This window comes from Streptomyces sp. NPDC033177 (genome assembly GCF_055577715.1).
In genome coordinates, this window is record NZ_JBVIPS010000001.1 from 1266227 (window position 1) to 1291259 (window position 25033).

Below are 25033 nucleotides of genomic sequence, written 5' to 3' on the forward strand. Positions count from 1 at the left end.
GCGGAGGCTTATGGCCCGATGCGCCGTCCCCTCCGCGGGGGCAGCGATGGCATCAGGCCACAAGCCCCTCTATGGTTACTGCCCATGTGGCCAGGACAGCAGCCGCCCGGGGGCGAGCAGAACCCGCAGGACCAGAATCCCAATCCGTACCAGCAGCCGGGGTACCAGCAGCCGAACCCTTACCAGCAGCCCGGGTATCAGCAGCAGCAGCCGCACTCCGGCTCCTTCTCGCAGCCCGAGCAGCCGCAGTGGGCGGCGCCCACGCCTCCGCCGATGCCGGCCCAGCCGGGCGGCGGTCAGGGCGGGGACGGAAACAAGACGAAGATCACCGCGATCGTCGCGGCGCTCGCCGTCCTGGTGGCCGCCGGTGTCACGGGCTTTTTGGTCCTCGGCGGTGACAAGGACGACGAGGCGGACGGCAAGCCCGACAAGAAGTCGCCGGCCAAGTCGGCCTCGCCGAAGCCGAGCCCCAGCGAGACGGAGGGCGGCTCCGAGCGCGGCACGGACAACGGCCCGAAGCCGACGGTCAAGGGCTGGCAGGTCGTCGTGAACCCCAAGTGGGGCACGGCCTTCGACGTCCCCGCGGACTGGGAGGTCGCCACCCCCGGCACCTTCATCGGCTTCGAGGACCAGGAGAAGGGCGACGGCAGCGCGCTCATCGGCATGTCCGCGCCCGCGCACTACAAGTCGAAGTGGTGCTCGTCCGACGACGACAAGGACGGCACCAAGGACGACGTCGCCCTCGGCGCTGTCGGCACCAAGGGCCAGAACGGCGCCAAGAACACCAAGGACGTCGCGCGCAACGACTCCGCGTGGTGGGTCTTCGGCGGGTACACGGGCCAGAAGAAGGCCGACAAGAAGAGGATCAAGGTCGGCAAGGTGGAGTCGTACACCACCACGTCCGGCGTCAAGGGCAGCGTCGCCACCTCCACGACATCGGGTGTCGTCAAGGAGGACAAGTGCGACTCGGACGGCAAGGCCACGACGTTCTCCTTCAAGAACGGCGACGGTGAGTACGTCGCCTGGTCGCTGTACGGCGCCAAGGGCGTGAAGGACGAGATTCCCGACGCCACGGTGAAGAAGATCCTGAGCACGGTACGGCTGCACGGCGACCCCGAGGAGTCCTGAGCCGCTGATTCCGCTCGGGGTCCTGACCCCGAGCGGAAACGGTTTGGCAAGTCGACGTCCCGGCGTGGATAGTCCCCTGGTGACCACTCCCCCCGCCGTGCGCCGCCCCTCCTGGGCCGGCCGCAACTACAGCCTGCTGACCGCCGCCGCGATCGTGACCAATCTGGGCAGCCACGGCGCCCTGATCGCGGCGGCGTTCGCCGTGCTCGACTCGGGCGGCGACGGCGGGGACGTAGGTCTGGTGGCGGCGGCCCGCACGCTGCCGCTCGTTTTGTTCCTGCTCATCGGCGGCGCCGTCGCCGACCGGCTGCCGCGCCACCACGTGATGGTCGCGGCCAACGCGCTCAACTGCCTCTCGCAGGCCGTCTTCGCTGTCCTCGTCATCTCCGGCACGCCGCCGCTGTGGTCGATGATGCTGCTGACCGCGCTCGGCGGCACCGGTCAGGCCTTCTTCGGCCCGGCCGCCGAAGGCATGCTGATGTCGACCGTCAGCGGCGAACAGGCGAGCCGCGCCTTCGCGATGTACCGCATGGCGATGCAGGGCGCGGGCCTCGGCGGCGCGGCGCTCGGCGGTCTGATGGTCGCCGCGATCGGGCCCGGCTGGGTGCTCGCGGTGGACGCGGCGGCGTTCGCGGTGGCCGCGGCCCTGCGGTCACTCCTCGACGTGAGTCACATCCCGGTGCGCGCGCCTGGCGGCGGGCTTCTCTCCGATCTGCGGGAGGGCTGGCGGGAGTTCACGGGACGGCCCTGGCTGTGGGCGATCGTCGCGCAGTTCTCCGTGGTGGTGGCGGTGGTCGGCGCCGCCGAGGCGGTCTTCGGGCCGCTGGTCGCCCAGGACGAACTGGGCGGCGCGGGGCCCTGGGGCCTCGCACTCGGCGCGTTCGGCGCGGGCACGGTCGGCGGCGCGTTCCTCATGATGCGCTGGAAGCCGCGGCGTCTGCTGCTGGCGGGCACCCTGTGCGTCTTCCCGCTCGCCGCCCCGTCGGCGGCGCTCGCGGTGCCGCTGCCGGTGTGGGGGCTCGCGGCGGTGATGTTCGTCAGCGGCATCGCGATCGAGGTGTTCGGCGTCTCCTGGATGACGGCGATGCATCAGGAGATCCCGGAGGAGAAGCTGTCGCGGGTCGCCGCGTACGACTGGTTCGGCTCGGTCGCGATGGTCCCGCTCGCCACGGCACTCGCGGGCCCGGCCGAGCTCGCATTCGGGCGTTCGGCATCGCTGTGGGGCTGCGCGGCCCTGGTGGTCCTGGTGACGGCGCTGGTGCTCTTCGTCCCGGACGTACGCAATCTGACGCGCCGCACGGCGTCGAAGGAGATCGCCATGGACCTCACCAAGGCAGCCGCTCCCCTGGGCGGGCCCCCGCCTACGCCCTCAGCCGACGCTGAAGGCCCTGTCGGCCGACTCGGGTGAAGCGACGGCGTCCACGTCCCACACCCGCCTCCCACGCCGCCAAGGCACCCACTCCCCCGACCCCACCCTCAACAACCCTCGCAGCAAAACCCTCACCAAACGCTGAAGGTCCCACCCGGCAGCGCAGGTGAAGCGACAGCCTCCTCGTCCCGTACTGGCTTCGCCTCACCGGTGAACAGGCGCAGCGCGGACCTGTGCTTAACGCATGCCGGCAATCTGACGCGGCGCACGTCGACGAAGGAGCTCCCAAGGCAGTCGCTCCCCCGGCCCCCGCAGCCAGACCCTCACCCAATACTGAAAGCCCCACCCGGCGGCTCAGGTGAAGCGACCGCGTCCTCGTCCCGTACTGGCTTCGCGTCGGCGGTGAACAGGCGCAGTGCGAGCCCGTGCTCGACGCGTGCCGGGAAGATGTCGGCTGCCGTACGCCGGGCCAGGGCTTCGATCTCGATGGCCTCGTGCGAGGCGACGAGCACCGCGTTGCCGAAGCGGCGGCCGCGCAGCACGGCCGGCTCGGCGATCAGCGCGACCTGCCCGAACACCTCTGCGAAGGTGGCGAGCTGGGAGCGCAGGAAGCCGAACGGCGCCCCGTCGGCGAGGTTCGCCGCGTAGAGGCCGCCCCAGCGCAGCACGCGGTCCGCGGCACGCGCGTAGGCCACCGACGTCAGGTGGGCGGGCACCCGGGAGCCGCCGAAGACATCGGCGACGAGTACGTCGGCGCTGTCCGGAGCCGCGGTCTCGAGCCACTGCCGGGCGTCCGCGCCGTGCACGGTGATCCCGGAGCCCTCGCCCAACGGCAGCCGCTCGGTGACCAGTTCGAGCAGCCCCCGGTCCGCCTCCACCACGTCCTGCCGCGATCCGGGCCGGGTCGCTGCGACGTAGCGGGGCAGGGTGAGCGCGCCACCGCCGAGGTGGATCACGTCCAGGGGGCGGTCCTGGTCGGCGGCCGTGTCCAGGACGTGCGCGAGCCGCTGCGCGTACTCGAACTCCAGGTGGGTGGGCGCGTCCAGGTCGACGTACGACTGGGGCGCTCCGTCGACCGTGAGCAGCCAGGCGCGGGGCCGGTCCACGTCCGGCATCAGCTTGGCGGTGCCGTGGTCGACATCCTTGATCACGGCTATGGCCTCGTCCGCGCGTTCGTCCTCAGTCACCGCTCCATTGTGCCCGCCTCCCCCGGGGGTGGATCCCCCGCGGGAGGCGGGCGTCGGACGTCAGCCGACCTCGGTCACCGTGCCCGCGCCGACGGTGCGGCCGCCCTCCCGGATCGCGAAGCCGAGGCCCGTCTCCAGGGGCATGTCACGGCCCAGCTCGACCGTCATGGTCACGGTGTCGCCGGGCCGGGCGACGGTGGCCTCGCCGAGGTCGACGTCACCGACCACGTCCGCGGTGCGGACGTAGAACTGCGGCCGGTAGCCGGTCGCGATCGGCGTCGACCGTCCGCCCTCCTTGGTGGAGAGGACGTACACCTGCGCGGTGAAGCGGCGGATCGGACTGACGCTGCCCGGCTCCGCGACGACGTGCCCGCGTCGTACGGCGTCGCGTGGCACACCACGCAGGAGCAACGCCACGTTGTCGCCCGCCTGCGCGGACTCCATGGGCTTGCCGAAGGTCTCCAGGCCGGTGACGACGGTCTCCGTCTCCGCGCCGAGCACCTCCACCCGGTCACCGATCCGCACGGTGCCGCGCTCGACGGCTCCGGTGACGACGGTTCCGCGTCCGGTGATGGTGAGCACGTTCTCCACCGACAGCAGAAAGGGCGCGTCGACGTACCGCTCGGGCATAGGCACATAGGTGTCCACCGCGTCGAGCAGCGCCTCGATGGAGGCGGCCCACCGCGGGTCGCCCTCCAGCGCCTTCAGCCCCGAGACCCGTACGACGGGGACGGAGTCGCCCCCGTACCCGTGCGCGGAGAGCAGGTCGCGCACCTCGAGCTCGACGAGGTCGATGAGCTCCTCGTCGCCCGCGTCGGCCTTGTTGAGCGCGACGACGACGTGGTCGACGCCGACCTGCCGGGCGAGCAAGACGTGCTCGGCGGTCTGCGGCATGATCCCGTCGAGCGCGGAGACGACGAGGATTGCCCCGTCGAGCTGCGCGGCCCCGGTGACCATGTTCTTGATGTAGTCGGCGTGGCCCGGCATGTCCACGTGCGCGTAGTGCCGGGTGTCGGTCTCGTACTCGACGTGCGCGATGTTGATGGTGATGCCGCGCTGCGCCTCCTCGGGGGCGCGGTCGATGCGGTCGAAGGGCACGAACGTGCCGGTGCCGCGCTCGCTGAGGACCTTGGTGATCGCGGCGGTGAGGGTGGTCTTGCCGTGGTCGACGTGGCCCATCGTGCCGATGTTGAGGTGCGGTTTCGTGCGGACGTAAGCCGTCTTGGACATGGCGGTTCCTTCTCCGGAACTCGAAAGCTGAAGTCCTCGGCGCACGTCATCGCGTGCGCGCTCGGGACGGGGACCCCGGGGCCGGACCGACCCTCCCCCTATGGGGTCCGCCGGAGTGTCCGGGGAGGGTCAGCGTCGGGCGCCGTCGACGGGAAATGCTGCGCAGAGGAAAACGGCAGCCTTCGCGACGTCCGCGACTGCGGACGTGTCTGCGTGAAAGGCGTACCGGAACATGTCGCAGATCATTGCCGACGGGCAGGGGTACGTCGAATGGTTTTCGCCGCGATCACGACGTGGGTACGACGGGGCTGCGGCAGGAGTGGCCCGTGAAGTCCGGTGCGCTCAGAGGTTCTTCAGGGCCTCGCGCACCGAGAGCGGCGCGAGGCGCCCGCGCTCCCGCTCGACGAAGCCGCGTACGGCGTCCGGATCGGTCTTCGCGTACTCCCGCAGGCACCAGCCGATGGCCTTGCGGATGAAGAAGTCGGGGTGCCCCGACTGGCGTACGCAGTAGCCGAAGAGGCGTTCCGTGTCGGTGGCGTCCTTGTACCGGAGCTGGTGGAGGAGGGCGGTGCGGGCCACCCACAGGTCCTCGTCCTCGACCCAGGCGTCCATCTCGGTCCTGAGTTCCGGGTCGGCGGCGACCAGACCGCCCACGACATGCGCGGCGAGCGCGTCGACCGTGTCCCACCAGGAGACCGTCGTCACGAGGTGGCGCACGACCGGCAGGAAGTCCGACGGCAGGCGCGTCACGTGGCGGCGCAAATAGTCCACGGCGAAGTACGCGTACTCGCGCTCCGGAAGTTCCCAGCAGCGCAACGCGATCGCCGCGCAGTCGGTCGCGTCGGGGCGCGGGAGCCCGGCGAGCACCGTGCGGGACAGTTGGCGGCGCAACGGTGTGGGCAGGCCGAGGAAGGGGGCGACGTTCCTTATGTACGCCTGTGCCCGCGAGGCCCACTCCGGATCGGCCGGCGCCGTGTAGGCGGCGGTGAGCCGTGCCATGACGGTGTCGGCCAAGTCGCTGGTCGGGACGGTGACGCTCATGGACGCACCCTAGAACTGTGACGCCCGTGAGACGACGCATACGGCGATCACACACATTTGTCGGTTAGTCTCCCCGGATGTTCGACTCAGCCGCCGTCCGTACGCAAGGCTTCGCCGAGCGCTGCACCAGGGTGCTGTTCTCGCCGTGGTCGCGACTGTCGCTGCTGGTGGTGCTCCTCGCGGCCGCCGGAACGTGTGTCCTGCTCTTCGAGCCACAACGGATCCTGTCCGACGGCTGGCCCGCGCAACTCGGCGGCGCCGCCGCTGTCGTGGTCTTCGCCGTCGCGTACGGCCTGTGCACCACCGCCTTCGTGCCACGTCCGTTGCTCAATCTGGCGGCAGGCGCTCTGTTCGGTTCGCAGGCGGGCCTCGTCGCGGCGATCGCGGGCACGGTCCTCGGCTCCGGGATCGCCTTCGGACTCGGCAGGATGCTGGGGCAGGACGCGCTGCGCCCACTGCTCCGCGGACGCTGGTTGCAGGCGGCAGACGGGCAGTTGAGCAGGCACGGCTTCCGGTCGATGCTGGCGGCGCGGCTGTTCCCCGGGGTGCCGTTCGCGGCGGCCAACTACTGCGCGTCGGTGTCCCGCATGGGATGGCTGCCGTTCCTGCTCGCCACCGGCCTGGGGTCGATCCCGAACACCGCCGCGTACGTCATCGCGGGGGCCCGCGCGTCGACGCCGACGTCCCCCGTGTTCCTCGTCGCGATGGGCTTCATCGCGGTGACGGGCCTCGCGGGCGCGGTGGTGGCGTGGTGCAAGCGCCACCACCTGCGAAGCCGGTAGGTCGCCGGCAGACGGCGGGCCGGCCGGCGGCCCTCCGGCGGTCTCGTAACCAAGTGACGCTACGCTGCCCCACGGCAGGGGAGTGATCACCCCTCGCCCGCACACCTCCCGTGTCCCATCACATGACCGCACCCGCAGCCCATGATCCGTACTTGGACGGCGCAGTTTCCATGTCTTGGCTTGAATCCTTCATCCTCGGGCTCGTCCAGGGACTGACCGAGTTCCTCCCGATCTCGTCCAGCGCGCATCTGCGGCTGACCGCGGCGTTCGCGGGCTGGCACGATCCGGGAGCCGCGTTCACCGCGATCACTCAGATCGGCACCGAGGCCGCCGTGCTGATCTACTTCCGCAAGGACATCGCGCGGATCATCTCCGCGTGGTCCGGCTCCCTCGTCGGCAAGGTGCCACGCTCGGACCACGACGCGCAGATGGGCTGGCTCGTCATCGTCGGCTCGATCCCGATCGGTGTCCTCGGCGTCACGTTCAAGGACCAGATCGAGGGCCCGTTCCGCGACCTGCGGCTCATCGCCACGACGCTGATCGTGATGGGCATCGTCCTCGGCATCGCCGACCGCCTGGCGGCCCGCGACGAGGCCGGCGGGAAGCATCGCGCCGTCAAGGAGCGCAAGAGCCTGCGGGAACTGGGCGTCCGCGACGGCCTGATCTTCGGCATGTGCCAGGCGATGGCCCTGATCCCGGGCGTCTCCCGCTCCGGCGCCACCATCAGCGGCGGCCTGCTCATGGGCTACACCCGCGAGGCCGCGGCCCGCTACTCGTTCCTGCTCGCCATCCCGGCGGTCCTCGCCTCCGGCGTCTTCGAGCTCAAGGACGCGAGCGAGGGCGGCCATGTGTCCTGGGGCCCGACGATCTTCGCGACGATCGTCGCGTTCGTCGTCGGCTATGCCGTCATCGCGTGGTTCATGAAGTTCATCACCACCAAGAGCTTCATGCCGTTCGTCTACTACCGGATCCTTCTCGGCATCGTGCTGTTCGTGCTGGTCGGGATGGGCGTGCTGAGTCCGCACGCGGGTGAATCAGGCGGGTGATCGGCACTCTGGACGCCCAGTCGGTGGGCGGGCTGAGCCGTGCAGGGTCGGTAGGAGCGGGGGAACCAGGTACACCGGAACGGTGTCACGGCCCGACCCGTTGGACGCCACGAGCCGCAAACGTTCTCGGGCCGCCCTGCGAGCATGCGAAGGCCCGGTCTCCCACGGGAGAGACCGGGCCGGTTCAGCGCATCTCGTTCAGTAGTTTCCGTTCGACAGGACCTCTCCGCTCCTGTCGTAGACGGTCACCAGGCCGTTCTCCGAGTCATAGCAAGAGCCGAACGCACTCGCAATGAGCTTCCCGTCCGACGCATGCGGCCCCACGATCCCGCCGGTGAAGTCCGTGAACACTTCGGCCGCGTCAAGGACGTCGTTGTTCTTGTCCGCGCCTGTGACCTTGGTGACGTGCTTGGCAGCTGCCTTCTCGCTCGCGCTGCCGCCCTTGGCGACGCATGCCTTGAACTGGTCTGCCTGGCTTACCTCGTCCTCGGCGGGCGGGTTCTTCTTGACGTCACCGGACTTGGGCTTGTCGTTGGTCGTCGCGGCTTTGTCGTTGCCGGCCCCGTCGGTGGAATCGCCTCCGGCAGCTGCGCCGATGGCAGCGATCACGACGATGAGAGCGACGACACCGAGGCAGCCGAAGCCGAGGGTCTTCCCGGTCTTGGACTTCTTCGGGGGGCGCGGCTGGGAGGGCGACTGGGGATCTGCTCCCCATCCGGGCGATTGCTGCGGTTGACTCATGATTCCCCCCTGGGACTCTGCGATGAGGGGAGCATCATGCGCTCGGCGCAACTTCTGCGGAGGCCATATCGCGGTGGCGTGACACGAATGGGTGGAAGTCACGCAAAGGCCTGATCGATGAACGTGCAACTACGACGTTCGGCCCGCATGACGCGGCCCCGCCCGGAAGCACCGGGCGGGGCCGCTTCGCGTTACACCCCCTGCTCCACGATGTCGGTGATCTTCACAGACACCTTCGCGCTCGACGACGCCGTGCTGAGCATGGTCTGCGTGTAGTCGAGAGTCTTCCCCTCCGACAACTCGCCCGTCTCAATGACCGGCCCGGATTCGTCACCAGAGATCTCGTAGGTGATCTCGTACACGGCGTCAGGATCGAGGTTCTCACTCGGGCCGACGTACGACAGGCTGGGCTCAACCGTCAGATTGCAGCCCGCTGAGCCGAAGCACTGCCGCTCCGTGGTGCGCAGCGTCATCGTGAAGTCGTCGATGTCCGGCGTCCCGTACGTCGGCTCCGCGTCTGCCTCCTCTGCCAGAGCGGTCTCCGCATCCTCGCTTGCGGGGCTCGACGCGGTGGCGGCCGGCTTGCTGTCGTCGTCCCGGGACTGCACTACGAAAATCCCGGTCCCGACGATGGCGACGATGATCGTGGCGGCAGCTCCGACGATGATCGCGTTGCTACCGCGTCTCTTCGCCGTCGGTGCGGGTTGCTGCGGCGGAAGTTCGGGCTGTGGTGGCGGCGTGGTGGTGCTCATCGTTCCCCCTGCGGTTGTGCTCTGTCTGCGCATGATGGGGGCATATGTGGGGGCCGCGAAGGCGAAGTGTCTGGGTTGTGACAGAAGGAGGCCCCGCCGCGTCGGGTGCGGGGCTCGGGCGCCGGGCCTGTGCTGCTCGGGGAGCTGATCCGTAGCCCGCACGCGGGAGAGTCGGCAGGGTAGTGCCTGGCGCTGACTGAGGGCCCGTATCGGGGGAAGCCGGATGGCATGGCTGTTCTCAGGAAATGCGCACGCCCCTTGCTCGCCTCGGTCTTCCTGTCGGGAGGTTTCAGTACCCTCCGGAACCCCAAGCGCGTGGCCCCCGCGGCGGAGCCTGTCGCGGTTCCGCTGGGCTCCAAGATCCCCCGGCTGCCGCAGGACCCCGAAACCCTGGTCCGCATCAATGGTGCGGTGCAGGTCGGTGCCGGTGTGATGCTGGCCACCGGGCGGGTGCCGCGCTTCGCCGCGCTCGCGCTGGCCGGATCCCTCGTGCCCACGACGCTGGCCGGGCACGCCTGGTGGAAGGAGGAGGACCCCGAGCGTCGAGCCGCTCAGCGCACTCAGTTCATCAAGAACCTCTCGCTGCTCGGTGGTCTGCTGATCGCGGCGGCCGACACACACGGCAAGCCCTCCATGGCCTACCGCGGCCGTAGCGCCGCCAAGTCCGGCGCCACCCGCGGCCGCTCCGCCGTGAAGTCCGGGGCCCATCACGGCCGTACCGCGGCGGAGTCCGGACGGCGGGCCGCGCGCAACGCCGGGCGCGATGCCAGGGGCGCGCTGAACAAGGTGGCCGGGTCGTTGTGACCAATGGCATGCCGAAAGACCCTCTTCAGGAGGGTTTGGCCGCCATACGGTGAAGGAATGTCGCCCCTCGCCCGCATCAGCGCCTCGTACGCCCCGCGCTTCGCCGAGTTCGCCTTCGAGCCCGGTTTCACGGCCGCCGTGGACCAGCACGTGGCCGAGCTGCGGGACCGGCTTGAGATGGGCGGGGCCGGGCTCGTGCCGCCGGCGCCGGACCCGGAGATCCTCTCGGACTACGCCCTGGGGTTCCTCGACGCGCTGTCCGAGAACGACTGGCGGGAGCCGGTGGGCCACGACTACGCGGTGTGCCGCCTCACCGCCATCTCCTGGCTGGTGCGGCGGCACGACCTGGTGCCGGAGTCGTCCGGGGCCTGAGGCAGTCCAAGGAGAGACCGACTAGAGACGGACTGCCCTGGGACCCGGAACGGTCACATGCCGTCTCGCATGTCGTCGTCACGCAGGTGGCTGCCCGTGTCCGTGCCCATGCCGGGACGCGTGCGCTCCCGCGCGGGCTGGTTGGTCATCGCGTCCTGACGTCCCGCCTGGTAGGCGCTGACGCTGCCGCGCGCCTTGACCGTCTCCTGCTCAGCCGTGTCCAGCCAGCGCTCCCAGCGCTGCCGCATCGGGCCGATGAGGCCACCGCCCACGCCGACGATCAGGATTCCGGCACCGGCCGCGAGCGCCGCGTACAGGACCGGCTGGGTGACCGCGGTGGCGATGCCCGCCTGACCGAGGGCCGCGAACACACCGAGGGCGACGATGCAGGCCCACGCGATCGTGCCGACGGTCTTCCCGTACGACATCGAGGACAGGGCGCTGGTGACGATGTCACGCACGATGTTGGCGACCGCCATGGCGACGACCATCAGCACGATGGCGACGACGCCGCGCGGGATCCAGGAGACGATGCCGTCGAGCATCGTGGAGACCGGGTTGCTGCCGAAGACGCCGAAGCCCAGCTGCAGAGTGATCAGGAGCAGGGCGAAGTAGATGACCTTGCAGACGATCCCCGTCGTGTCGTACTTGGAGTTCGCCAGCATGCGGGACGCGCCCGCGCGTTCGGCGAGCTTCTCCGAGCCGACCTTGCGCAGGACCCGGTCGAGGACCCGCGCGATCATCTTCGACACGAACCAGCCGATGACCAGGACGACCAGGAAGCCGATCAGCTTCGGCACGAACTGAGCGACCTTCGACCAGGCGTCGTCGAGCCCTTGGGTGAAGTCCACGGAGAGACTTATGTACTGGGACATGAGTGGTCCTCCACTCGGTGGGCCCCGGCCGCCACGATGGCGTCGGGGCGATGAATCCCCCACGGCGCGCGGCTTCCGGCGCGTCCCTTCTCCCCTGGATATCAGGGCCCACGGCCGGGGGCGGTGCGGTGATGCGCCGTACGGGTGACGGCGTGCGACGGGCCGCTTCGCTGTGCGACCGCTCACTTGGAGGAGGTGAACGGTAGCTGAGAGTTCCGATTGTCGTAGGCATCCCCTAGGCTTGACCCATGCCCTTAACCCCTCATCCCCTTGGTTCCGCACGGTCTGCCGCGGAACTGAACGAGCGGATCCGCGGCCTGTGGATGCGCGCCGGCGGACGTCTCTCGGCCGAACAGCGCCGCGAGTACGAACAGTTGGTGACCGAATGGGCTGCTGCCGTACGCGAAGAAGTCGTCAAGGCGGCCTAGCGCAGGTCCGCACCGCAGACCCTCAGCTCAAGCCCTCGCTCCAGGTCCTCACCTCTGAGACGTGAACTCCCTTATGCGAGCGAGGGTTTGCGCCGTCCCGGTGTGTACGTGACCTGCCGTCCCCAGCGCCCGCGCCGCCGCGACATTGCCGGAGGTGTCGTCGATGAACAGCGCCCGCGCAGGCTCGACGGCGAGCAGCCGCAAGGCGATCTCGTAGATCCGCCGGTCAGGTTTGGCGCATCCGACCTCGCAGGACAGGATGAGGCGGTCGGCGACGTCCGTCAGACCACCGTCCGACATCCGCTCGCGCAGACCGGGCCAGGTATTGCTGACCACGGCCGTGCGGACGCCCTGCTTCCGCAGGCCGCGCAGGCACGTCACGAGCTCCTCGTCCCAGCCCTCCCTGGCCGCCAGGTCCCGGCGCAGCTCGGCGATCACATCCGGTTCCGTGCGCAGCCGCCCCCGCACGGTCTCCCACCAGGCGTCCTCGCTGACGCGGCCGATGAGGACACCGGAATCGTTCCCCTCGTACAGGGCGGCCATAAAGGCGGTGGGCGTGAGGCCGAGCCGTCTTCCCCAGGCCGCCGCGACGGCGGGCAGGTACTCGCGGACGAGCACACCGCCGACGTCGATCAGTACGCCGCGGGCGTGCGGGCTCATGTGCCGTACTTTCGCCGCGGCACGCCCCCGCCGTCAACGGCTGCCGCGTCAGCCCTTGCCCTGGCGCGCCTTCCTCGCCACGCGGCGCTTCTGCCGCCCCGTCAGTTCCTTGCGCTTGCCCTGCCGTTTGTACGACGCGATGCGCTGCTCGTTCTTCACCTGATCTCCCAGCTCGGAGTGTCCCTGCTTGCTTGACGGACATGGAACGCAGAGTGAACTGCCGTGCATAGTAGGGCAGTTGGCCGCGCATCGCCCCCCCCTCCGATCGCACCACACGCGCCGCGTTCCGGCATGCGTTCCGGCATGCGTTCCGGCACGCCTCTTGGCTGAGCTCCCCCCGTGCCCAACACTGACCCGATGACGCAGCGCGTGGAACTCGCCGCCGTGATGGACCGGTTGGCCATCGACTCCCTCATCACCGAGTACGCAGTGACCGTCGACGACGGCGACTGGGACGCCTACCAGCGGCTCTTCACCCCGGACGGCCGCGCCGACTACAGCTCGGCGGGCGGTGTCGACGCGAGCGCCGCGGAGGTGGCCGTATGGCTGGCCGGGACGATGCGGCTCTTCCCGATGCGGCAGCATCTGATCGTCAACCGGAGGCTTCGGTTCGGGACACTCGACCAGGACATCGGTGACGTCGCGCAGGTCCAGGCCGACTACGTGAACCCCATGCGCTTCACCTCGGGCGAGGCCGGGCACGAGGGCGAGGCCGGGGACAAGCGCGAGGGCGGCGCGGAAGCCTCCGCGCCGGACTTCGTATGCGGCGGCCGCTACGCCTTCACGGCCCTGCGTACGGAGCAGGGCTGGCGGCTGAGTCAGGTCACCGTGCAAGAGAAGTGGCGCCAGGTGAAGGAGCGGCCCGTGAGCCGCCCGTCCGGTTAGGAGGGCGGGCCGGCCGGGAGACGGCCGGGTGAAGGGTCGGGAAACGATCGGGAAAGCGCGTGGCAGGCGCACTGTCCTAGATCGTCCGGGGCGCGCACACTGGAGGGACGACCGGGCGTCGGGGACCGAGGGAGGCGCTGCATGGAACCACTCCGCGACGACCGGGACCCGCGGCGACCACGCCTCACGGCCGCTTCGGCGGCGGGGCTGCTCGCGTCGGCCCGTTGGCGGGGCGCCATCGCCGTGGCCGCCGGCGCACTGCCGGCCCTCGCCTTCCCCGCACCGTCGTTGTGGTGGTTCGCCTACGTAGCGCTCGTGCCCTGGATCCTGCTGGCGCGCTCGGCGGGGACCGGGCGCAGGGCGGCGATCGACGGCTGGCTCGGCGGCCTCGGGTTCATGGTGGCGGTGCATCACTGGCTGCTGCCGAGCCTCCATGTGTTCACCCTCGTCATCGCCGCGCTCCTCGGCCTGCTGTGGGCGCCGTGGGGCTGGCTCGTGCGGCGTCTGTTGGGCGGGGTGCTCACACCGGGGCGGACCGCGGCCGCGCTGGTCGTCCTGCCGTCCGGCTGGCTGATGGTGGAGCTGGTCAGGTCGTGGGAGGGGCTCGGCGGCCCGTGGGGGCTGCTCGGCTCCAGTCAGTGGCAGGTCGAGCCCGCCCTGCGCCTGATGTCGGTGGGCGGGGTGTGGCTGGTCAGCGCCCTGCTCGTGGCCGTGAACACCGCCGTCGCGGCGCTCGTTGCGGCGCTCGTCCCGGCGCTTGCCCCCGCCCACGCCGTACGCCCGTCGAAAACGGCCCGCACCCCCGCCGCCAGGGCCATCCCCGCCACCGCCGGTCTCGTGGCCGTGGCCGCCGTGACCACCACCGCCTGGGCGTGGGCGCCGCGACCCGAAGCCTCGGGCCGGATGCACGTGGCAGTCGTCCAGCCGGGCGTCATCAATGGGGTGGGCAGCACCGACAAGCGGCTCGCACGCGAGGAGGCGCTGACCCGCGGCCTGGCGGGGCAGGATCTGGACCTCGTGGTCTGGGGCGAGAGCAGCGTCGGGTACGACCTCGCGGAGCGCCCCGACGTCGCCCGGCGGATAGCCGCGCTGTCCCGGGAGGTCGGCGCCGACATTCTGGTGAACGTGGACGCCCGCCGCTCCGACCGGCCCGGCATCTTCAAGAGCTCCGTCCTCGTGGGCCCCGAGGGACCGACCGGCGACCGCTACGACAAGATGCGGCTCGTCCCCTTCGGCGAGTACATCCCCGCCCGCTCGCTTCTCGGCTGGGCGACATCCGTGGGCAAGGCGGCGGGCGAGGACCGCAGGCGCGGCGAGCGTCCGGTGGTGATGGACGTGGGAGGCGGCCTGAAGGTCGGCCCGCTGGTGTGCTTCGAATCGGCGTTCCCCGACATGAGCCGGCATCTGACGCGTGAGGGCGCCCAGTTGCTGCTCGCGCAGTCGTCCACCTCGACGTTCCAGTCCAGTTGGGCGCCCGAGCAGCACGCCTCGCTCGCCGCGGTGCGCTCCGCCGAGACCGGCCGCCCCATGGTGCACGCCACGCTCACCGGCGTCTCCGCGGTGTACGGCGCGGGCGGCGAGCGGGTCGGAGCGCCGCTCGGCACCTCGGCGAGCGCCACGTCGACGTACGACGTTCCGCTGGCCGAGGGCGTCACGCCGTACGTCAGGCTGGGCGACTGGCCCGTGCACACGGCCCTCGCCGTACTCGCGGTGCTGTGCGCGGCGGAGGGCCTGCGGTCCCTGCGAAGGCCCGCGAAGGGTCACCTCAGGCGGCCTGCTCCTGAGCCGCACGGACCACACGCTCGCACAGCTCATGGGTCCCCAGCGCGTCCCGGGCGCTGAGCACCTTGCCCGCGCGCACGGCGTCGAGGAAGGCGAGCACCACCTGCTCGATGCCGCGCTGCCGGGCCACCGGCACCCAGTCGCCGCGCCGCCGCACGCTGGGCTGGCCCTTGTGGTCGACGACCTCGGCGAGGTTGATCACCTGACGCTTGGTGTCCTGACCGGAGACCTCGAGGATCTCCTCGGTGGAACCGCTCAGCCGGTTCATCACGCCGAGCGCGGTGAACCCGTCCCCCGCGAGCTGCAGCACGACATGCTCCATGAGCCCGTCCTGGACGCGGGCGCGCACGCTGACGTGGTCGATCGGCCCCGGGGCCAGGAAGCGCAGGGTGTCCACGACGTGGATGAAGTCGTCCAGGACGAGCGTGCGCACGTCCTCGGGCAGACCGACGCGGTTCTTCTGCATCAGGATCAGCTCGCGCGGGTGCTCGACGCACTGCGCGTAGCCGGGCGCGAAGCGGCGGTTGAAGCCGACGGCAAGGCTGACCCCGCGCTCCTCGGCGAGGCGCACGAGCCGCTGGGAGTCGGCGAGTTCGTACGCCAGGGGCTTGTCGACGTAGGTGGCCACGCCCGCTTCGAGCAGCCGCGTCACGATCTCCGGGTGAGCGGCGGTCGAGGCGTGCACGAAGGCGGCGTCGATGCCCTGGGCGAGCAGCGCGTCCAGGTCGGTGTGGCAGCGCTCGTCGGGGATGTGGTGGGTGCCCGCGACGCGGGCCAGGGTCGCGGGCGTGCGCGTCTGCAGGTGCAGCTCGACCCCGGGCAGGGTGGTGAGCACGGGAAGGTACGCCTTCCGCGCGATGTCACCAAGTCCGATACAGCCGACCTTCACCACTGTCCCCTTTGTCTCCGCTACCGCTTCAGCTCTGTGCGAGTTCCGCTCCCGCAGCATACGGCTGCTGCGGCGGCCGCCAGTCGGCGATGGAGGCGAAGCTCCGCAGGATCAGGTTCGGGCCGAGGCGCCCGGCGGCGGCGATGCCTGCGTTGCGTACGGCGATGAGCGGGGCGCTCGTCAGGTGGTTCATGCGGGCCGCGCGCGCCGCCTGCCGGACGATCGCAGTGGTGCGCGGCACCCGCACCGCGCTGTAGCGGGCGAGGCCGGCGGCCAGGTCGCCTCCCGGGTCCGCGTGGTGGGCCAGGACGACGGCGTCCTCGATGGCCTGGTTGCCGCCCTGGGCCAACGTGGGCGCCATGGCGTGCGCGGCGTCCCCGATGAGGGCGACCCTGCCCCGGTGGTAGTGCGCGAGGGGCGTACTCATGTGGCGCACATCGTTGCGCAGGATGTCCTCGGGGCGCGCGGCGGCGATGATCTCGGGGATCGGGTCGTGCCAGGCGGCAAAGCGGCGCGCCATCTCGGCCTTCTCGCCGTCGGGGCTGTGGCCGCCATCGGGGACGGCGGCGGTGGCGTACGCGTAGATCCTGCCGTCCTTGAGCGGATGGGTGCCCCAGACACCACCGTGGCCCCAGGTCTCGTGCGGTTCGAAGCGGTGGCCGCCGGGAGCGGGGACCACCAGGCGCCAGGCGGTGAATCCGGCGTACGTCGGCTGCGGGTGGGCCGGGAACAGGGCCGTTCGCACGGCCGAGTTGATGCCGTCGGCGCCGACCACGAGGTCCGCCTCGATGGTGTCCCCGTCGTCGGTACGGACGACGGCCCTGCGGTCCTGCGACCCCGGATCGGTGAGCTCGGCCCGCACCCCGGTGCGCAGGGCGTCCGCGGGCAGCGCGGTGACGAGCAGCTCGACGAGGGTGGCGCGATGCACGAGGACCAGCGCGCCGCCGAACTCCGCGGCGGTCGCCGCCGCGGACGTCCGCACGAGCCAGCGCCCGTTCTGCGCGCGCAGACCACCGTCGCCCTCCCAGGCCGCGAGAGCGCGGACCTGGTCGCCGAGCCCCAGGACGTCCAGGGCGCGCTGGGAGTTGGGGGCCAGCCCGATTCCGGAACCGACGGGCTCCAGGGTGGCGGCCCTTTCCAGGACGGAGACCTGCCAGCCCGACAGGTGCAGGGCGATGGCGGAGGTGAGGCCACCGATGCCTCCGCCGATGATGACGGCGTGGGGCTTGGGACGCCGGGAGGGCTGGTGCGGGCGAAGGTGCCGCTGGGGTTGCTGGGGCCGTTGGGGCTGTGCCATGGGTCTGCTCCTCCTGCTCGAGCTCACGTACCGCGCCACTACATCTGTAGTAGCCGACGCACCGAAGGTACTACACCTGTAGTGAGGGCGGCTAGAGTGGTGGGCATGCGCGCACGCAACGAACTGATCGCCGACACGGCACTCGCCCTGCTCTCCGAGCGAGGCATGCGGGGGCTGACGCACCGGGCGGTGGACGAGGCCGCGGGGCTCCCGCAGGGCTCGACCTCGAACCACGCGCGCACGCGGCTCGCCCTCCTGGAGGCAGCGGTACGAAGGCTGGCGGAGCGGGAGGCCGAGGTCCTTGCCCTCCCGGACTCGGCGATTCCGGGGCCGGGCGGCCTCGAGCCCGTGATCACGGCGCTCGCCCGGGCCCTGCACCGTTACCTGACGGACGACCACCGCGCCCTCTTGATCGCCCGCTACGAACTGGCCCTGGAGGCAACCCGCCGACCAGAACTGCGCGCCTTCTACGACGCGACGGGAGCACGCTTCACGAAGCCGCTGGTCCCCCTGATGCGAACCCTGGGCTCACCGGCCCCGGAGCGGCACGCGCTGTCGCTGATGGCGTGGAGCGAAGGTCTGCTGTTCGCCCACGCGGCAGGCTCGTACCGCACCCCACCCCCGAGCGAGCAGACCCTGCGAACGGGCCTCACCGAACTACTGCGCGGAATGCTCCTCTAGAGCCCTTCTGACGGATCTCCGCGGCGCCGCGACGCCCGGCACTCCCGCCTTACTCCGCCACATGACCCTTCACCCCGCACTCCCCAGCCTCCGGCCGGGGGGAACCCCCAGCGCACGCACCGAATGCCGCTCCTTCTCCCACGGAGGTCCGTCAGAAGGCCCTAGGCCTGACACCAGGGCCACCCACCACCCCGCACCCCGCACCCCACGGAACCCGCATCACACAGAGCCCCGCGCCACACGGAACCCCGCCTCGCACAGAGCGCCCCAGGAAGGCCCGGAGCCCCGCCCCCGGCTCCCCCGCCGACCAGAGGCGCACTCACCCATGCGGGCCAACTTCCCCTCGTTCCCTCGCCGAAAGCAGCCCCCACCCCGCAGAGTTGCGCGAATGCACCGAACCACGACCACCGCCACACTCCTGGCCTCCGTGGCGGTCACCGCCCTCTCCGGCTGTGTGAGCGTCGAGCGGGAACCCGCGCCCGGGCCGTCCGCCGCGAGCGCCCCGCCCCCGGCGCCCCGCGCCGACGGCAACTCCCGGCCGCGCGTCGTGGAAGCCCCCGCCCGCGAGGCACTGGAGCTCATCGCACCGCCGCGTGCCCCGGCGCCCCGCGCCACCGGCACCGCCCCGACCGTCCCCACCGCACAAACCCGCGCGGCCGGCCCCGCACGCCCCTCGGACCCGCCCCCGCAGCGCCGTGCACCCCGGCCCGAGGCCGCCGAACCAGCCGCTCTGCCCACCGTCGCGCCGACGATCGCTGACCTCTGCGCCCTCGGCAAGCAGTACGGCGGCTGGCAGCCGGGCAGCCCCGAGGCGGTCATCTGCCAGAACGCCTACGGGCGTTGACCGCAGGCACCCGAAACCCCCGCCTCACCTCACGGCGCCCCGCCTCACTCGACCTCACTGCCCTCCCCCAACTGCAGCTCAAGCCTCCCGATAGCCGCCCGGACCCCGTCCCCGTACCCGTCGTCCCCCAGGGCCCCGACCGCCCCACGCGCCCGCCGGATGTGGTTGCGCGCCGCCTCGGGGCGCCCCAGCTTCGCGTAGTCCGCCGCCAGGTTCAGGTGCAGCGAGGGGTAGAACCCGCGGACGGCGATCGAGTCGTGGTGCTCGTGCAGACGCTCGTCCGTGAGCTCGTCCGCCGCCGACAACGCCCGCAGATCCCACGCCAGTTCGTCCGAGGGGTCCTCCTGCGTGTCCGCCATGTAGTGCGCAAGCGTGCAGCGGTGCAGCGGGTCGCCCTCCTCGCCGATCTCCGACCACAGACCGAGGAAGCGGTCCCGCGCCTCCTCGCGGTCACCTCCGTGGTGCAGCATGACCGCCTGCCCGATCCGGGTCATCATGGCGTCTTCCGCCGCCTGCTCCTGCTGCTCCGCCACCGGGTCCTCCACACTCGTACGCCCATCGTGCCCACCGCTATCGACGCTATCCGCCTGCACTGACAATCACGGTCAGGCGCGATCGGGCCGCGAGGCGCTCACGCGTACCGCTGGGCCAGCCCGGTGACGGTCCCCGCCTCACGAGCTGAGCCCAGCCCGCCCCGGAGGAAAACCTCAGCCCAGGTCCGGGATCCGCCAGTCGATCGGCTCGTGTCCCTGCGCCGCCACCGCCTCGTCGATCTGCGTGAAGGGGCGTGAGCCGAAGAACTTCTTCGCGGAGAGCGGCGAGGGGTGCGCGCCCTTGACGACCACGTGCCGCTCCTCGTCGATGAGGGGCAGCTTCTTCTGGGCGTAATTGCCCCACAGGAGGAAGACGGCGGGGTCCGGGCGGTCGGCGACCGCGCGGATCACCGCGTCGGTGAACTTCTCCCAGCCCTTGCCCTTGTGGGAGTTGGCCTCTCCGGCGCGGACCGTGAGCACCGCGTTCAGGAGGAGGACGCCCTGCTGGGCCCACGGCATCAGATAGCCGTTGTCCGGCACGGGGTGGCCGAGCTCCTCCTGCATCTCCTTGTAGATGTTCCGCAGCGAGGGCGGGGTCTTCACACCGGGCCGCACGGAGAAGCAGAGGCCGTGCCCCTGCCCCTCGCCGTGGTACGGGTCCTGACCGAGGACAAGCACCTTCACCTGGTCGTACGGCGTCGCGTCGAGCGCGGCGAACACCTCGTCACGCGGAGGGTAGACAGGTCCCTGCTCCCGCTGTTGCTCGACGAACTCGGTGAGCTCCTTGAAGTAGGGCTTCTGCAGCTCCTCGCCGAGGACTCCGCGCCAGGACGCGGGCAGCATGGCGATGTCGGTCACGTCAACAACCTCCGGTGTGCGGTCACTTCTCACCACAGAACCTACCGGCGACCACTGACAATCAACCCGCCGCCCGCTGCCCGGGCCCCTTCGCTGCTCGCGCCCCCGCTACCAGCTCGTCTTGCGCTCCAGCTCCCACATCATCATGATCGCCGAGGGATCCAGGGCGCGCTCGCCGCCCGCGATCTCCTCGCTCGCCATGATGTACTGCTTGCCCTGCCACAGCGGCAGCAGCCGCGCGTCGTCGACGAGGAGCTTCTGGGCCCGCTCGAAGTCGTCGGCCACCGCGCCCCGGTCGGCCTCACGGCGCGAGCGCGGCAGCACCTCGTCGGTGATCTCCGGTGCCGGGTAAGGCGTGTTGAGCACGTTCTTCGCGCCGATGAACGGCGCGATGAAGTTCTCCGCGTCAGGGAAGTCGGGGAACCAGCCACGGCCGAAGACCGGGTACTCGCGCTTCTTGGTGCCCGCGTCGAACTCGGTCCAGGGACGGCTCTTGAGCGTGATCTTGAAGAGCCCCGAGTCCTCGAGCTGCCGCTTGATCTCCTCGAACTCCCCGGCGGTCGCCGAACCGTAGCGGTCGGTCGTGTACCAGAGCGTGAGCGGCACCGGTTCGTTGATGCCCGCGCCCTTGAGGATGTTCGCGGCCTTGCTGTCGCTGGGGTTTCCGTAGTCGTCGAAGAAGCCGGTGCCGTGCCCGGTGAGCCCCTGGGGGACCATCGAGTACAGCGGCTCGACGGTGTCCTGGTAGATCTTGTGGGCGATGGCCGGGCGGTCGATGACCTGGGCGAAAGCCTGTCGGACCGGCTTCTTCCTGGCCCAGGGGTCATCCGGGTTGAACACCAGGTAGCGGATCTCGGTGCCCGAGCCCTCCACGAGCTGGATTCCCTCGCGCGCGTGCTTGTTGGCCTGCATGTCGACGATGTCCGTGGCCGCGAGTCCGCGGAAGGTGACGTCGATCTGCTTGTCCTTCAGGGCCTCGACCATGGTGGCCGACTTCTTGAAGTAACGGATCGTGACGGCGTCGTTCTTGCGGTCGGCCGCACCCTCGTAGTTGGTGTTCTTGACCAGCTCCGCCCGGTCACCGGCCGTGTACGACTCCAGGGAGTACGGCCCCGAGCCCGCGATCGATGAGCCCTCGCGGAGCTTGTCCGCCGGGTACTCGCGCGGATCGACGATCGACATCGCGGGTGTGGAGAGCACGAACGGGAAGGTGGCGTCCGGCTTCTTGAGCCGGAACGTGACCGTGCGGTCCCCCTTCGTCTCGACCGTGTCCAGCGAGCCGAGCAGACCCGCGGGCCCGCCCTTCACGTCGATGCGCCGCATGCGGTCGAAGGTGTGCTTGACCGCCTTGGCGTCGAGCGCGTGGCCGTCGGAGAACTTGAGGTCCTCGCGCAGCTCACAGGTGAAGACGGTGTTCGTCGCGTCGGCGAACTTGCAGGACTCGGCCGCGTCCGGCTCGGGCTCGGCCGCCCCGCTGGGGAAGCTGAGAAGCGTCTGGAAGACGTTGCGGTACAGCTCCCAGGAGCTGTCCCAGGCGGCGGCCGGGTCGAGGGTGCTGGGAGCACTCATGGTGCCGACGGTGATCTTCTGTTCCTCGTCGGACTCGTCCGACGAGAATATTCCGCATCCCGAGAGCAAGGATATGGACACCAGCGCCGCGGCCGGCCGCAGGCCCCGGCGGGGCAGCCCGGCCAGGCCACGCAGACCCGCCGCCGCCACCAGGCGAACTTCACTGAACACGCGCACGCTCCTCGATCGGCCATGCCATGGGTCGGGAGACAATATCGCAATGCCCCGCCGGGCCAACTTGCGGCGCCGACGGGGCACTTGATGCGGGTGTACGTCCCTTTTGGATGGCGTACCTGGTGATTGCCGGGCCTTCGTCAGCTGACGCCCGCATTGAGGAAGATGCCGCCATCGACCACGAGTGTCTGTCCCGTGATCCAGTCGGACTGGCTCGACGTGAGGAACGCGGCCGCGCCCCCGATGTCCTCCGGCACACCGAGCCGCCCCAGGGGGTACGCGGCTGCGGCCTCCGCCTCGCGGCCCTCGTAGAGCGCCTGGGCGAACTTGGTCTTGACCACGGCGGGCGCGATCGAGTTGACCCGCACCTTCGGCGCGAACTCGTGCGCGAGCTGCAGGGTGAGGTTGACCATCGCGGCCTTGCTCATGCCGTACGCACCGATGAACGGCGAGGGGGCGACGCCCGCGACGGAGGCGATGTTCACGATCGCGCCGCCGTTCTCGCTCTGCCAGGCCTTCCAGGTCTGCTGGGCGAAGCCGAGTGCCGAGATCACGTTGGTCTCGTAGACCTTGCGCGCCACATTGAGGTCGAGCTCCGCGATCGGCCCGAACACCGGGTTCGTACCGGCATTGTTGATCAAGAAGTCGACCCGGCCGAAGGCCTCCATGGCGCGCTCGACGGCGACCGCCTGGTGGGCCTCGTCGTGGGCCTTGCCCGCGACGCCGATGACGCGGTCGGCGCCGAGCTTCTCGACGGCCTCCTTCAGCGCGTCCTCGTTGCGTCCGGTGATGCACACACGGTCACCGCGGGCGACGAGCGCCTCCGCGATGCCGTAGCCGATGCCTCGGCTGGCGCCCGTGACGAGCGCGGCCTTTCCGCTGTCCTGCACAGTCATCTCCGCATCCCTCCGGGAAGAACTAGTTGAGCGGGCCGCCGGCCACGTACATGACCTGACCCGAGACGAAGCCCGCCGCGTCGCCGGTGAAGAAGGCGATGGCGTTGGCGATGTCGTCGGGGCGGCCGACGCGCTGGACCGGGATCTGGGTGGCGGCCGCGGCCTGGAAGTCCTCGAAGCCCATGCCGACGCGGTCGGCGGTGGCCTTGGTCATCTCGGTGACGATGAAGCCGGGGGCCACGGAGTTGGCGGTGACGCCGAACTTGCCGAGCTCCTTGGCGAGGGTCTTGGTGAAGCCCTGAAGGCCCGCCTTGGCCGCGGCGTAGTTCACCTGGCCGCGGTTGCCGAGCGCGGAGGACGAGGAGAGGTTCACGATCCGGCCGAACTTGGCGTCCACCATGTGCTTCTGGCAGGCCTTCGACATCAGGAAGGCGCCGCGCAGGTGCACGTTCATGACCGTGTCCCAGTCGCTCGCGCTCATCTTGAAGAGGAGGTTGTCGCGGAGCACACCGGCGTTGTTCACGAGGATCGTGGGCGCGCCGAGCTCGTCGGCGATCCGGGCGATGGCCGCCTCGACCTGAGCCTCGTCGGACACGTCGCAGCCGACGGCGATCGCCTTGCCACCGGCAGCGATGATCTGCGTGACGGTGTCCTTGCAGGCGGCCTCGTCGAGGTCGATCACCGCGACGGCGCGGCCTTCGGCGGCCAGACGTACGGCGGTCGCCGCGCCGATGCCTCGCGCTGCTCCGGTCACGACCGCGACGCGCTGCTCAGTGGTGGACATGCTGGTTCTCCTCGCCCTGTGGGATGCGGCTCTACGGTACGCCCCGATGGTGAGCGACCGCTTAGTACCTTCAGCTGAACGAGACGCTAGAAGCCCTGGCACCCGGTGTCAACGGCACACTGGGGCCTGTGATTCTTTACCTCACCAGGAGGTCGAGGAGTCGGTCCACCTCTGCGGCAGGATCCGCGGTCAGCCCCGTGTGCACCGGCCCCGGCTGGACGACGGTCGAGCGCGGCGCGATCAGCCACCGAAAGCGCCGTCCGGCGTCGTCCCGCTCGGCCTGCCCCGCAGCCTCTCCCCCGGCGCAGATCCGCTCGACGGCGCCGAGCGCCGCCCTGATGCCGTCGAGGTCGGCTGCCGGGTCGAGGGCCCGCAGCTTGCCCTCGTCGAGATGCGTACGGGCAGCCACGAAGGACTTCGCCCGGCAGTAGACGACCACTCCCGCGTTGAACTGCTCGCCGCGCTCCACACGCGGCACCACGCGCACCAGGGCGTACTCGAAGACGTCCCGCTCGGACGGCTTCGGCCGCTGGTCGGTCACTGGCGCTGTCACTGGGTGGCACCCTTCCACTGCGCCTGGGGCAGCTGGATCCGCTCATGGATGGTCTTGGCGCGCGGCAGCAGCGCCGCCGCATAGGCGCGGCGCACGGCGTCGGGGTCCTCGAATCCGGGCTCGTCCACCAGCCACGCGTCGGGCACGTCTGCCGCGGCGGCGGCAAGCAGCTCCTCGGTGACGAGCGGGGCGAGCTCAGCGGCGGCGGACGCGACGTCGGGCCCGAAGGGGGCGAGGGCGTGGTCGGACGCGTCGAAGGGCTTGGCGGCCGCGGTCTCGGCGGTACGCCAGTTGTGGTGCCAGATCATGCTCGCGCCGTGGTCGATGAGCCACAGCTCGCCGCCGGTCATGAGCATGTTCGGATTGCGCCAGGAACGGTCGACGTTGTTGATGAGCGCGTCGAACCACACGACACGGCCGGCCTCGGCCGGATCGACGTCGAACGCGAGCGAGTCGAAGCCGAGCGCGCCCGACAGGAACTCCATCCCGAGGTTCAGTCCGCCGCTCGACTTGAGCAGCTCCTGCACCTGCTGGTCGGGCTCGCCAAGGCCGAGCACGGGGTCGAGCCGGACCTGCGCGAGGCTCGGCACCCGGAAGCCGAGGCCGCGCGCGAGCTGCCCGCAGATCACTTCGGCGACGAGCGTCTTGCGGCCCTGTCCGGCCCCGGTGAACTTCATGACGTACTGCGCGTACGTTCCCCGGTCGTCGACGGCCTCGACGAGGCCGGGGAGCGATCCGCCCTCCCGCAGGGGCGTCGCGTAGCGGACCGCGGTTACTTCGGTGAGCATTGCCCCAGGTTAATGCCGGTCCGAACTCGGTTCGCGCAAGAAGTGCTTGAGGTTTTGAACACGGCGGCGCGTGGCCTCGTACCAC

The 25033-nt window shown here is 70.5% G+C and carries 27 protein-coding genes; 11 read left to right on the top strand and 16 right to left on the bottom strand.

The features are described from left to right. Positions 1-84: 84 nt before the first annotated feature. Entirely contained in the window at positions 85-1128 is a 1044-nt protein-coding gene (locus ACZ5U5_RS05745) for a DUF8017 domain-containing protein (RefSeq protein WP_469016671.1), read from the top strand. A 76-nt stretch (positions 1129-1204) separates the two neighbouring features. Next, positions 1205-2536 carry an MFS transporter gene (locus ACZ5U5_RS05750; protein ID WP_469016994.1) on the top strand — a complete coding sequence of 444 codons (1332 nt, stop codon included), beginning with the start codon at positions 1205-1207 and terminating at the stop codon, positions 2534-2536. 284 nt (positions 2537-2820) lie between these two features. Here ACZ5U5_RS05750 and ACZ5U5_RS05755 read toward each other — a convergent pair whose 3' ends face one another. The 3 genes from ACZ5U5_RS05755 to ACZ5U5_RS05765 form a co-directional block, all read right to left on the bottom strand. After that, positions 2821-3612, bottom strand: coding sequence for a spermidine synthase (locus ACZ5U5_RS05755; RefSeq protein WP_469016996.1), 792 nt, complete (start codon positions 3610-3612; stop codon positions 2821-2823). 132 nt (positions 3613-3744) lie between these two features. Beyond that, on the bottom strand, positions 3745-4914 hold the full coding sequence (tuf, locus tag ACZ5U5_RS05760) for an elongation factor Tu (RefSeq protein WP_469016674.1): 1170 nt from the start codon (positions 4912-4914) through the stop codon (positions 3745-3747). Between the two features lie 342 nt (positions 4915-5256). Then, positions 5257-5955, bottom strand: a complete 699-nt coding sequence (locus ACZ5U5_RS05765; RefSeq protein ID WP_469016676.1) for a DNA alkylation repair protein — start codon at positions 5953-5955, stop codon at positions 5257-5259. A 77-nt stretch (positions 5956-6032) separates the two neighbouring features. Here ACZ5U5_RS05765 and ACZ5U5_RS05770 point away from each other — a divergent pair, with 77 nt between their 5' ends. Both ACZ5U5_RS05770 and ACZ5U5_RS05775 read left to right on the top strand, forming a co-directional pair. Then, the gene (locus ACZ5U5_RS05770; protein WP_469016679.1) at positions 6033-6737 is read left to right on the top strand and encodes a TVP38/TMEM64 family protein; all 705 of its coding nucleotides are present in this window, start codon (positions 6033-6035) and stop codon (positions 6735-6737) included. A 170-nt stretch (positions 6738-6907) separates the two neighbouring features. Beyond that, positions 6908-7783 carry an undecaprenyl-diphosphate phosphatase gene (locus tag ACZ5U5_RS05775; protein ID WP_469016681.1) on the top strand — a complete coding sequence of 292 codons (876 nt, stop codon included), beginning with the start codon at positions 6908-6910 and terminating at the stop codon, positions 7781-7783. Positions 7784-7981: 198 nt separating this feature from the next. On the opposite strand, the gene ACZ5U5_RS05780 is transcribed toward ACZ5U5_RS05775, so the two are convergent. Continuing rightward, positions 7982-8524, bottom strand: a complete 543-nt coding sequence (locus ACZ5U5_RS05780) for a hypothetical protein (protein WP_469016684.1) — start codon at positions 8522-8524, stop codon at positions 7982-7984. Positions 8525-8715: 191 nt separating this feature from the next. Continuing rightward, positions 8716-9276 carry a hypothetical protein gene (locus tag ACZ5U5_RS05785; protein ID WP_469016686.1) on the bottom strand — a complete coding sequence of 187 codons (561 nt, stop codon included), beginning with the start codon at positions 9274-9276 and terminating at the stop codon, positions 8716-8718. A 228-nt stretch (positions 9277-9504) separates the two neighbouring features. Between ACZ5U5_RS05785 and ACZ5U5_RS05790 the strand changes: the two genes are divergently transcribed. Both ACZ5U5_RS05790 and ACZ5U5_RS05795 read left to right on the top strand, forming a co-directional pair. Next, a complete protein-coding gene (locus ACZ5U5_RS05790) occupies positions 9505-10080 on the top strand; it encodes a DoxX family protein (RefSeq protein ID WP_469016688.1) in 576 nt (191 codons plus the stop codon). A gap of 57 nt (positions 10081-10137) precedes the next feature. Next, entirely contained in the window at positions 10138-10452 is a 315-nt protein-coding gene (locus ACZ5U5_RS05795) for a DUF6401 family natural product biosynthesis protein (protein WP_469016691.1), read from the top strand. 53 nt (positions 10453-10505) lie between these two features. Here the strand turns inward: ACZ5U5_RS05795 and ACZ5U5_RS05800 are convergent, their stop codons facing one another. Next, complete coding sequence (locus tag ACZ5U5_RS05800) at positions 10506-11327, bottom strand: mechanosensitive ion channel family protein (RefSeq protein ID WP_469016693.1); 822 nt, start codon at positions 11325-11327, stop codon at positions 10506-10508. A gap of 248 nt (positions 11328-11575) precedes the next feature. On the opposite strand from ACZ5U5_RS05800, the gene ACZ5U5_RS05805 reads away from it, so the two are divergent. Then, entirely contained in the window at positions 11576-11755 is a 180-nt protein-coding gene (locus ACZ5U5_RS05805; RefSeq protein ID WP_469016696.1) for a hypothetical protein, read from the top strand. A gap of 48 nt (positions 11756-11803) precedes the next feature. Here ACZ5U5_RS05805 and ACZ5U5_RS05810 read toward each other — a convergent pair whose 3' ends face one another. Further along, entirely contained in the window at positions 11804-12415 is a 612-nt protein-coding gene (locus ACZ5U5_RS05810; RefSeq protein WP_469016698.1) for an HAD family hydrolase, read from the bottom strand. A 357-nt stretch (positions 12416-12772) separates the two neighbouring features. Between ACZ5U5_RS05810 and ACZ5U5_RS05815 the strand changes: the two genes are divergently transcribed. Both ACZ5U5_RS05815 and lnt read left to right on the top strand, forming a co-directional pair. Continuing rightward, complete coding sequence (locus tag ACZ5U5_RS05815) at positions 12773-13300, top strand: nuclear transport factor 2 family protein (protein WP_469016701.1); 528 nt, start codon at positions 12773-12775, stop codon at positions 13298-13300. Positions 13301-13441: 141 nt separating this feature from the next. Then, positions 13442-15142: an apolipoprotein N-acyltransferase gene (lnt, locus tag ACZ5U5_RS05820; RefSeq protein WP_469016703.1), complete on the top strand. Its 1701-nt coding sequence runs from the start codon at positions 13442-13444 to the stop codon at positions 15140-15142. Here the strand turns inward: lnt and ACZ5U5_RS05825 are convergent. After that, a complete protein-coding gene (locus ACZ5U5_RS05825; protein ID WP_469016706.1) occupies positions 15066-15971 on the bottom strand; it encodes a Gfo/Idh/MocA family protein in 906 nt (301 codons plus the stop codon). The genes lnt and ACZ5U5_RS05825 overlap by 77 nt on opposite strands. A gap of 28 nt (positions 15972-15999) precedes the next feature. Next, positions 16000-17268 (bottom strand): FAD-dependent monooxygenase, encoded by a 1269-nt coding sequence (locus ACZ5U5_RS05830; RefSeq protein WP_469016708.1) that lies wholly within the window; start codon positions 17266-17268, stop codon positions 16000-16002. A gap of 105 nt (positions 17269-17373) precedes the next feature. On the opposite strand from ACZ5U5_RS05830, the gene ACZ5U5_RS05835 reads away from it, so the two are divergent. Continuing rightward, the gene (locus ACZ5U5_RS05835) at positions 17374-17949 is read left to right on the top strand and encodes a TetR/AcrR family transcriptional regulator (RefSeq protein ID WP_469016710.1); all 576 of its coding nucleotides are present in this window, start codon (positions 17374-17376) and stop codon (positions 17947-17949) included. Between the two features lie 388 nt (positions 17950-18337). After that, on the top strand, positions 18338-18793 hold the full coding sequence (locus ACZ5U5_RS05840) for a hypothetical protein (RefSeq protein WP_469016713.1): 456 nt from the start codon (positions 18338-18340) through the stop codon (positions 18791-18793). Between the two features lie 44 nt (positions 18794-18837). Here ACZ5U5_RS05840 and ACZ5U5_RS05845 read toward each other — a convergent pair whose 3' ends face one another. The 7 genes from ACZ5U5_RS05845 to ACZ5U5_RS05875 form a co-directional block, all read right to left on the bottom strand. Then, positions 18838-19326 carry a hypothetical protein gene (locus tag ACZ5U5_RS05845; protein WP_451219066.1) on the bottom strand — a complete coding sequence of 163 codons (489 nt, stop codon included), beginning with the start codon at positions 19324-19326 and terminating at the stop codon, positions 18838-18840. A gap of 174 nt (positions 19327-19500) precedes the next feature. Then, entirely contained in the window at positions 19501-20184 is a 684-nt protein-coding gene (ung, locus tag ACZ5U5_RS05850) for a uracil-DNA glycosylase (protein ID WP_469016715.1), read from the bottom strand. A gap of 108 nt (positions 20185-20292) precedes the next feature. Next, the gene (locus tag ACZ5U5_RS05855; protein WP_469016999.1) at positions 20293-21903 is read right to left on the bottom strand and encodes an ABC transporter substrate-binding protein; all 1611 of its coding nucleotides are present in this window, start codon (positions 21901-21903) and stop codon (positions 20293-20295) included. Positions 21904-22067: 164 nt separating this feature from the next. After that, positions 22068-22823, bottom strand: coding sequence for an SDR family oxidoreductase (locus ACZ5U5_RS05860; protein ID WP_469016717.1), 756 nt, complete (start codon positions 22821-22823; stop codon positions 22068-22070). Between the two features lie 22 nt (positions 22824-22845). After that, complete coding sequence (gene fabG, locus ACZ5U5_RS05865; protein WP_469016719.1) at positions 22846-23607, bottom strand: 3-oxoacyl-ACP reductase FabG; 762 nt, start codon at positions 23605-23607, stop codon at positions 22846-22848. A gap of 136 nt (positions 23608-23743) precedes the next feature. After that, complete coding sequence (locus ACZ5U5_RS05870) at positions 23744-24160, bottom strand: DUF3037 domain-containing protein (RefSeq protein ID WP_469016722.1); 417 nt, start codon at positions 24158-24160, stop codon at positions 23744-23746. Continuing rightward, positions 24157-24948 carry a HipA family kinase gene (locus ACZ5U5_RS05875; RefSeq protein ID WP_469016724.1) on the bottom strand — a complete coding sequence of 264 codons (792 nt, stop codon included), beginning with the start codon at positions 24946-24948 and terminating at the stop codon, positions 24157-24159. Before ACZ5U5_RS05875 ends, ACZ5U5_RS05870 begins: the two co-directional genes overlap by 4 nt. Between the last annotated feature and the right edge of the window lie 85 nt (positions 24949-25033).

Bases quoted from the DNA above. Each gene is read 5' to 3' on its own strand.
- ACZ5U5_RS05745 (WP_469016671.1), top strand. From the start codon at position 85: ATGTGGCCAGGACAGCAGCCGCCCGGGGGCGAGCAGAACCCGCAGGAC.
- ACZ5U5_RS05755 (WP_469016996.1), bottom strand. From the start codon at position 3,612: ATGCCGGACGTGGACCGGCCCCGCGCCTGGCTGCTCACGGTCGACGGA.
- tuf (WP_469016674.1), bottom strand. From the start codon at position 4,914: ATGTCCAAGACGGCTTACGTCCGCACGAAACCGCACCTCAACATCGGC.
- ACZ5U5_RS05765 (WP_469016676.1), bottom strand. From the start codon at position 5,955: ATGAGCGTCACCGTCCCGACCAGCGACTTGGCCGACACCGTCATGGCA.
- ACZ5U5_RS05770 (WP_469016679.1), top strand. From the start codon at position 6,033: ATGTTCGACTCAGCCGCCGTCCGTACGCAAGGCTTCGCCGAGCGCTGC.
- ACZ5U5_RS05775 (WP_469016681.1), top strand. From the start codon at position 6,908: ATGTCTTGGCTTGAATCCTTCATCCTCGGGCTCGTCCAGGGACTGACC.
- ACZ5U5_RS05780 (WP_469016684.1), bottom strand. From the start codon at position 8,524: ATGAGTCAACCGCAGCAATCGCCCGGATGGGGAGCAGATCCCCAGTCG.
- ACZ5U5_RS05785 (WP_469016686.1), bottom strand. From the start codon at position 9,276: ATGAGCACCACCACGCCGCCACCACAGCCCGAACTTCCGCCGCAGCAA.
- ACZ5U5_RS05790 (WP_469016688.1), top strand. From the start codon at position 9,505: ATGGCTGTTCTCAGGAAATGCGCACGCCCCTTGCTCGCCTCGGTCTTC.
- ACZ5U5_RS05795 (WP_469016691.1), top strand. From the start codon at position 10,138: ATGTCGCCCCTCGCCCGCATCAGCGCCTCGTACGCCCCGCGCTTCGCC.
- ACZ5U5_RS05800 (WP_469016693.1), bottom strand. From the start codon at position 11,327: ATGTCCCAGTACATAAGTCTCTCCGTGGACTTCACCCAAGGGCTCGAC.
- ACZ5U5_RS05805 (WP_469016696.1), top strand. From the start codon at position 11,576: ATGCCCTTAACCCCTCATCCCCTTGGTTCCGCACGGTCTGCCGCGGAA.
- ACZ5U5_RS05810 (WP_469016698.1), bottom strand. From the start codon at position 12,415: ATGAGCCCGCACGCCCGCGGCGTACTGATCGACGTCGGCGGTGTGCTC.
- ACZ5U5_RS05815 (WP_469016701.1), top strand. From the start codon at position 12,773: ATGACGCAGCGCGTGGAACTCGCCGCCGTGATGGACCGGTTGGCCATC.
- lnt (WP_469016703.1), top strand. From the start codon at position 13,442: ATGGAACCACTCCGCGACGACCGGGACCCGCGGCGACCACGCCTCACG.
- ACZ5U5_RS05830 (WP_469016708.1), bottom strand. From the start codon at position 17,268: ATGGCACAGCCCCAACGGCCCCAGCAACCCCAGCGGCACCTTCGCCCG.
- ACZ5U5_RS05835 (WP_469016710.1), top strand. From the start codon at position 17,374: ATGCGCGCACGCAACGAACTGATCGCCGACACGGCACTCGCCCTGCTC.
- ACZ5U5_RS05840 (WP_469016713.1), top strand. From the start codon at position 18,338: ATGCACCGAACCACGACCACCGCCACACTCCTGGCCTCCGTGGCGGTC.
- ACZ5U5_RS05860 (WP_469016717.1), bottom strand. From the start codon at position 22,823: ATGACTGTGCAGGACAGCGGAAAGGCCGCGCTCGTCACGGGCGCCAGC.
- fabG (WP_469016719.1), bottom strand. From the start codon at position 23,607: ATGTCCACCACTGAGCAGCGCGTCGCGGTCGTGACCGGAGCAGCGCGA.
- ACZ5U5_RS05875 (WP_469016724.1), bottom strand. From the start codon at position 24,948: ATGCTCACCGAAGTAACCGCGGTCCGCTACGCGACGCCCCTGCGGGAG.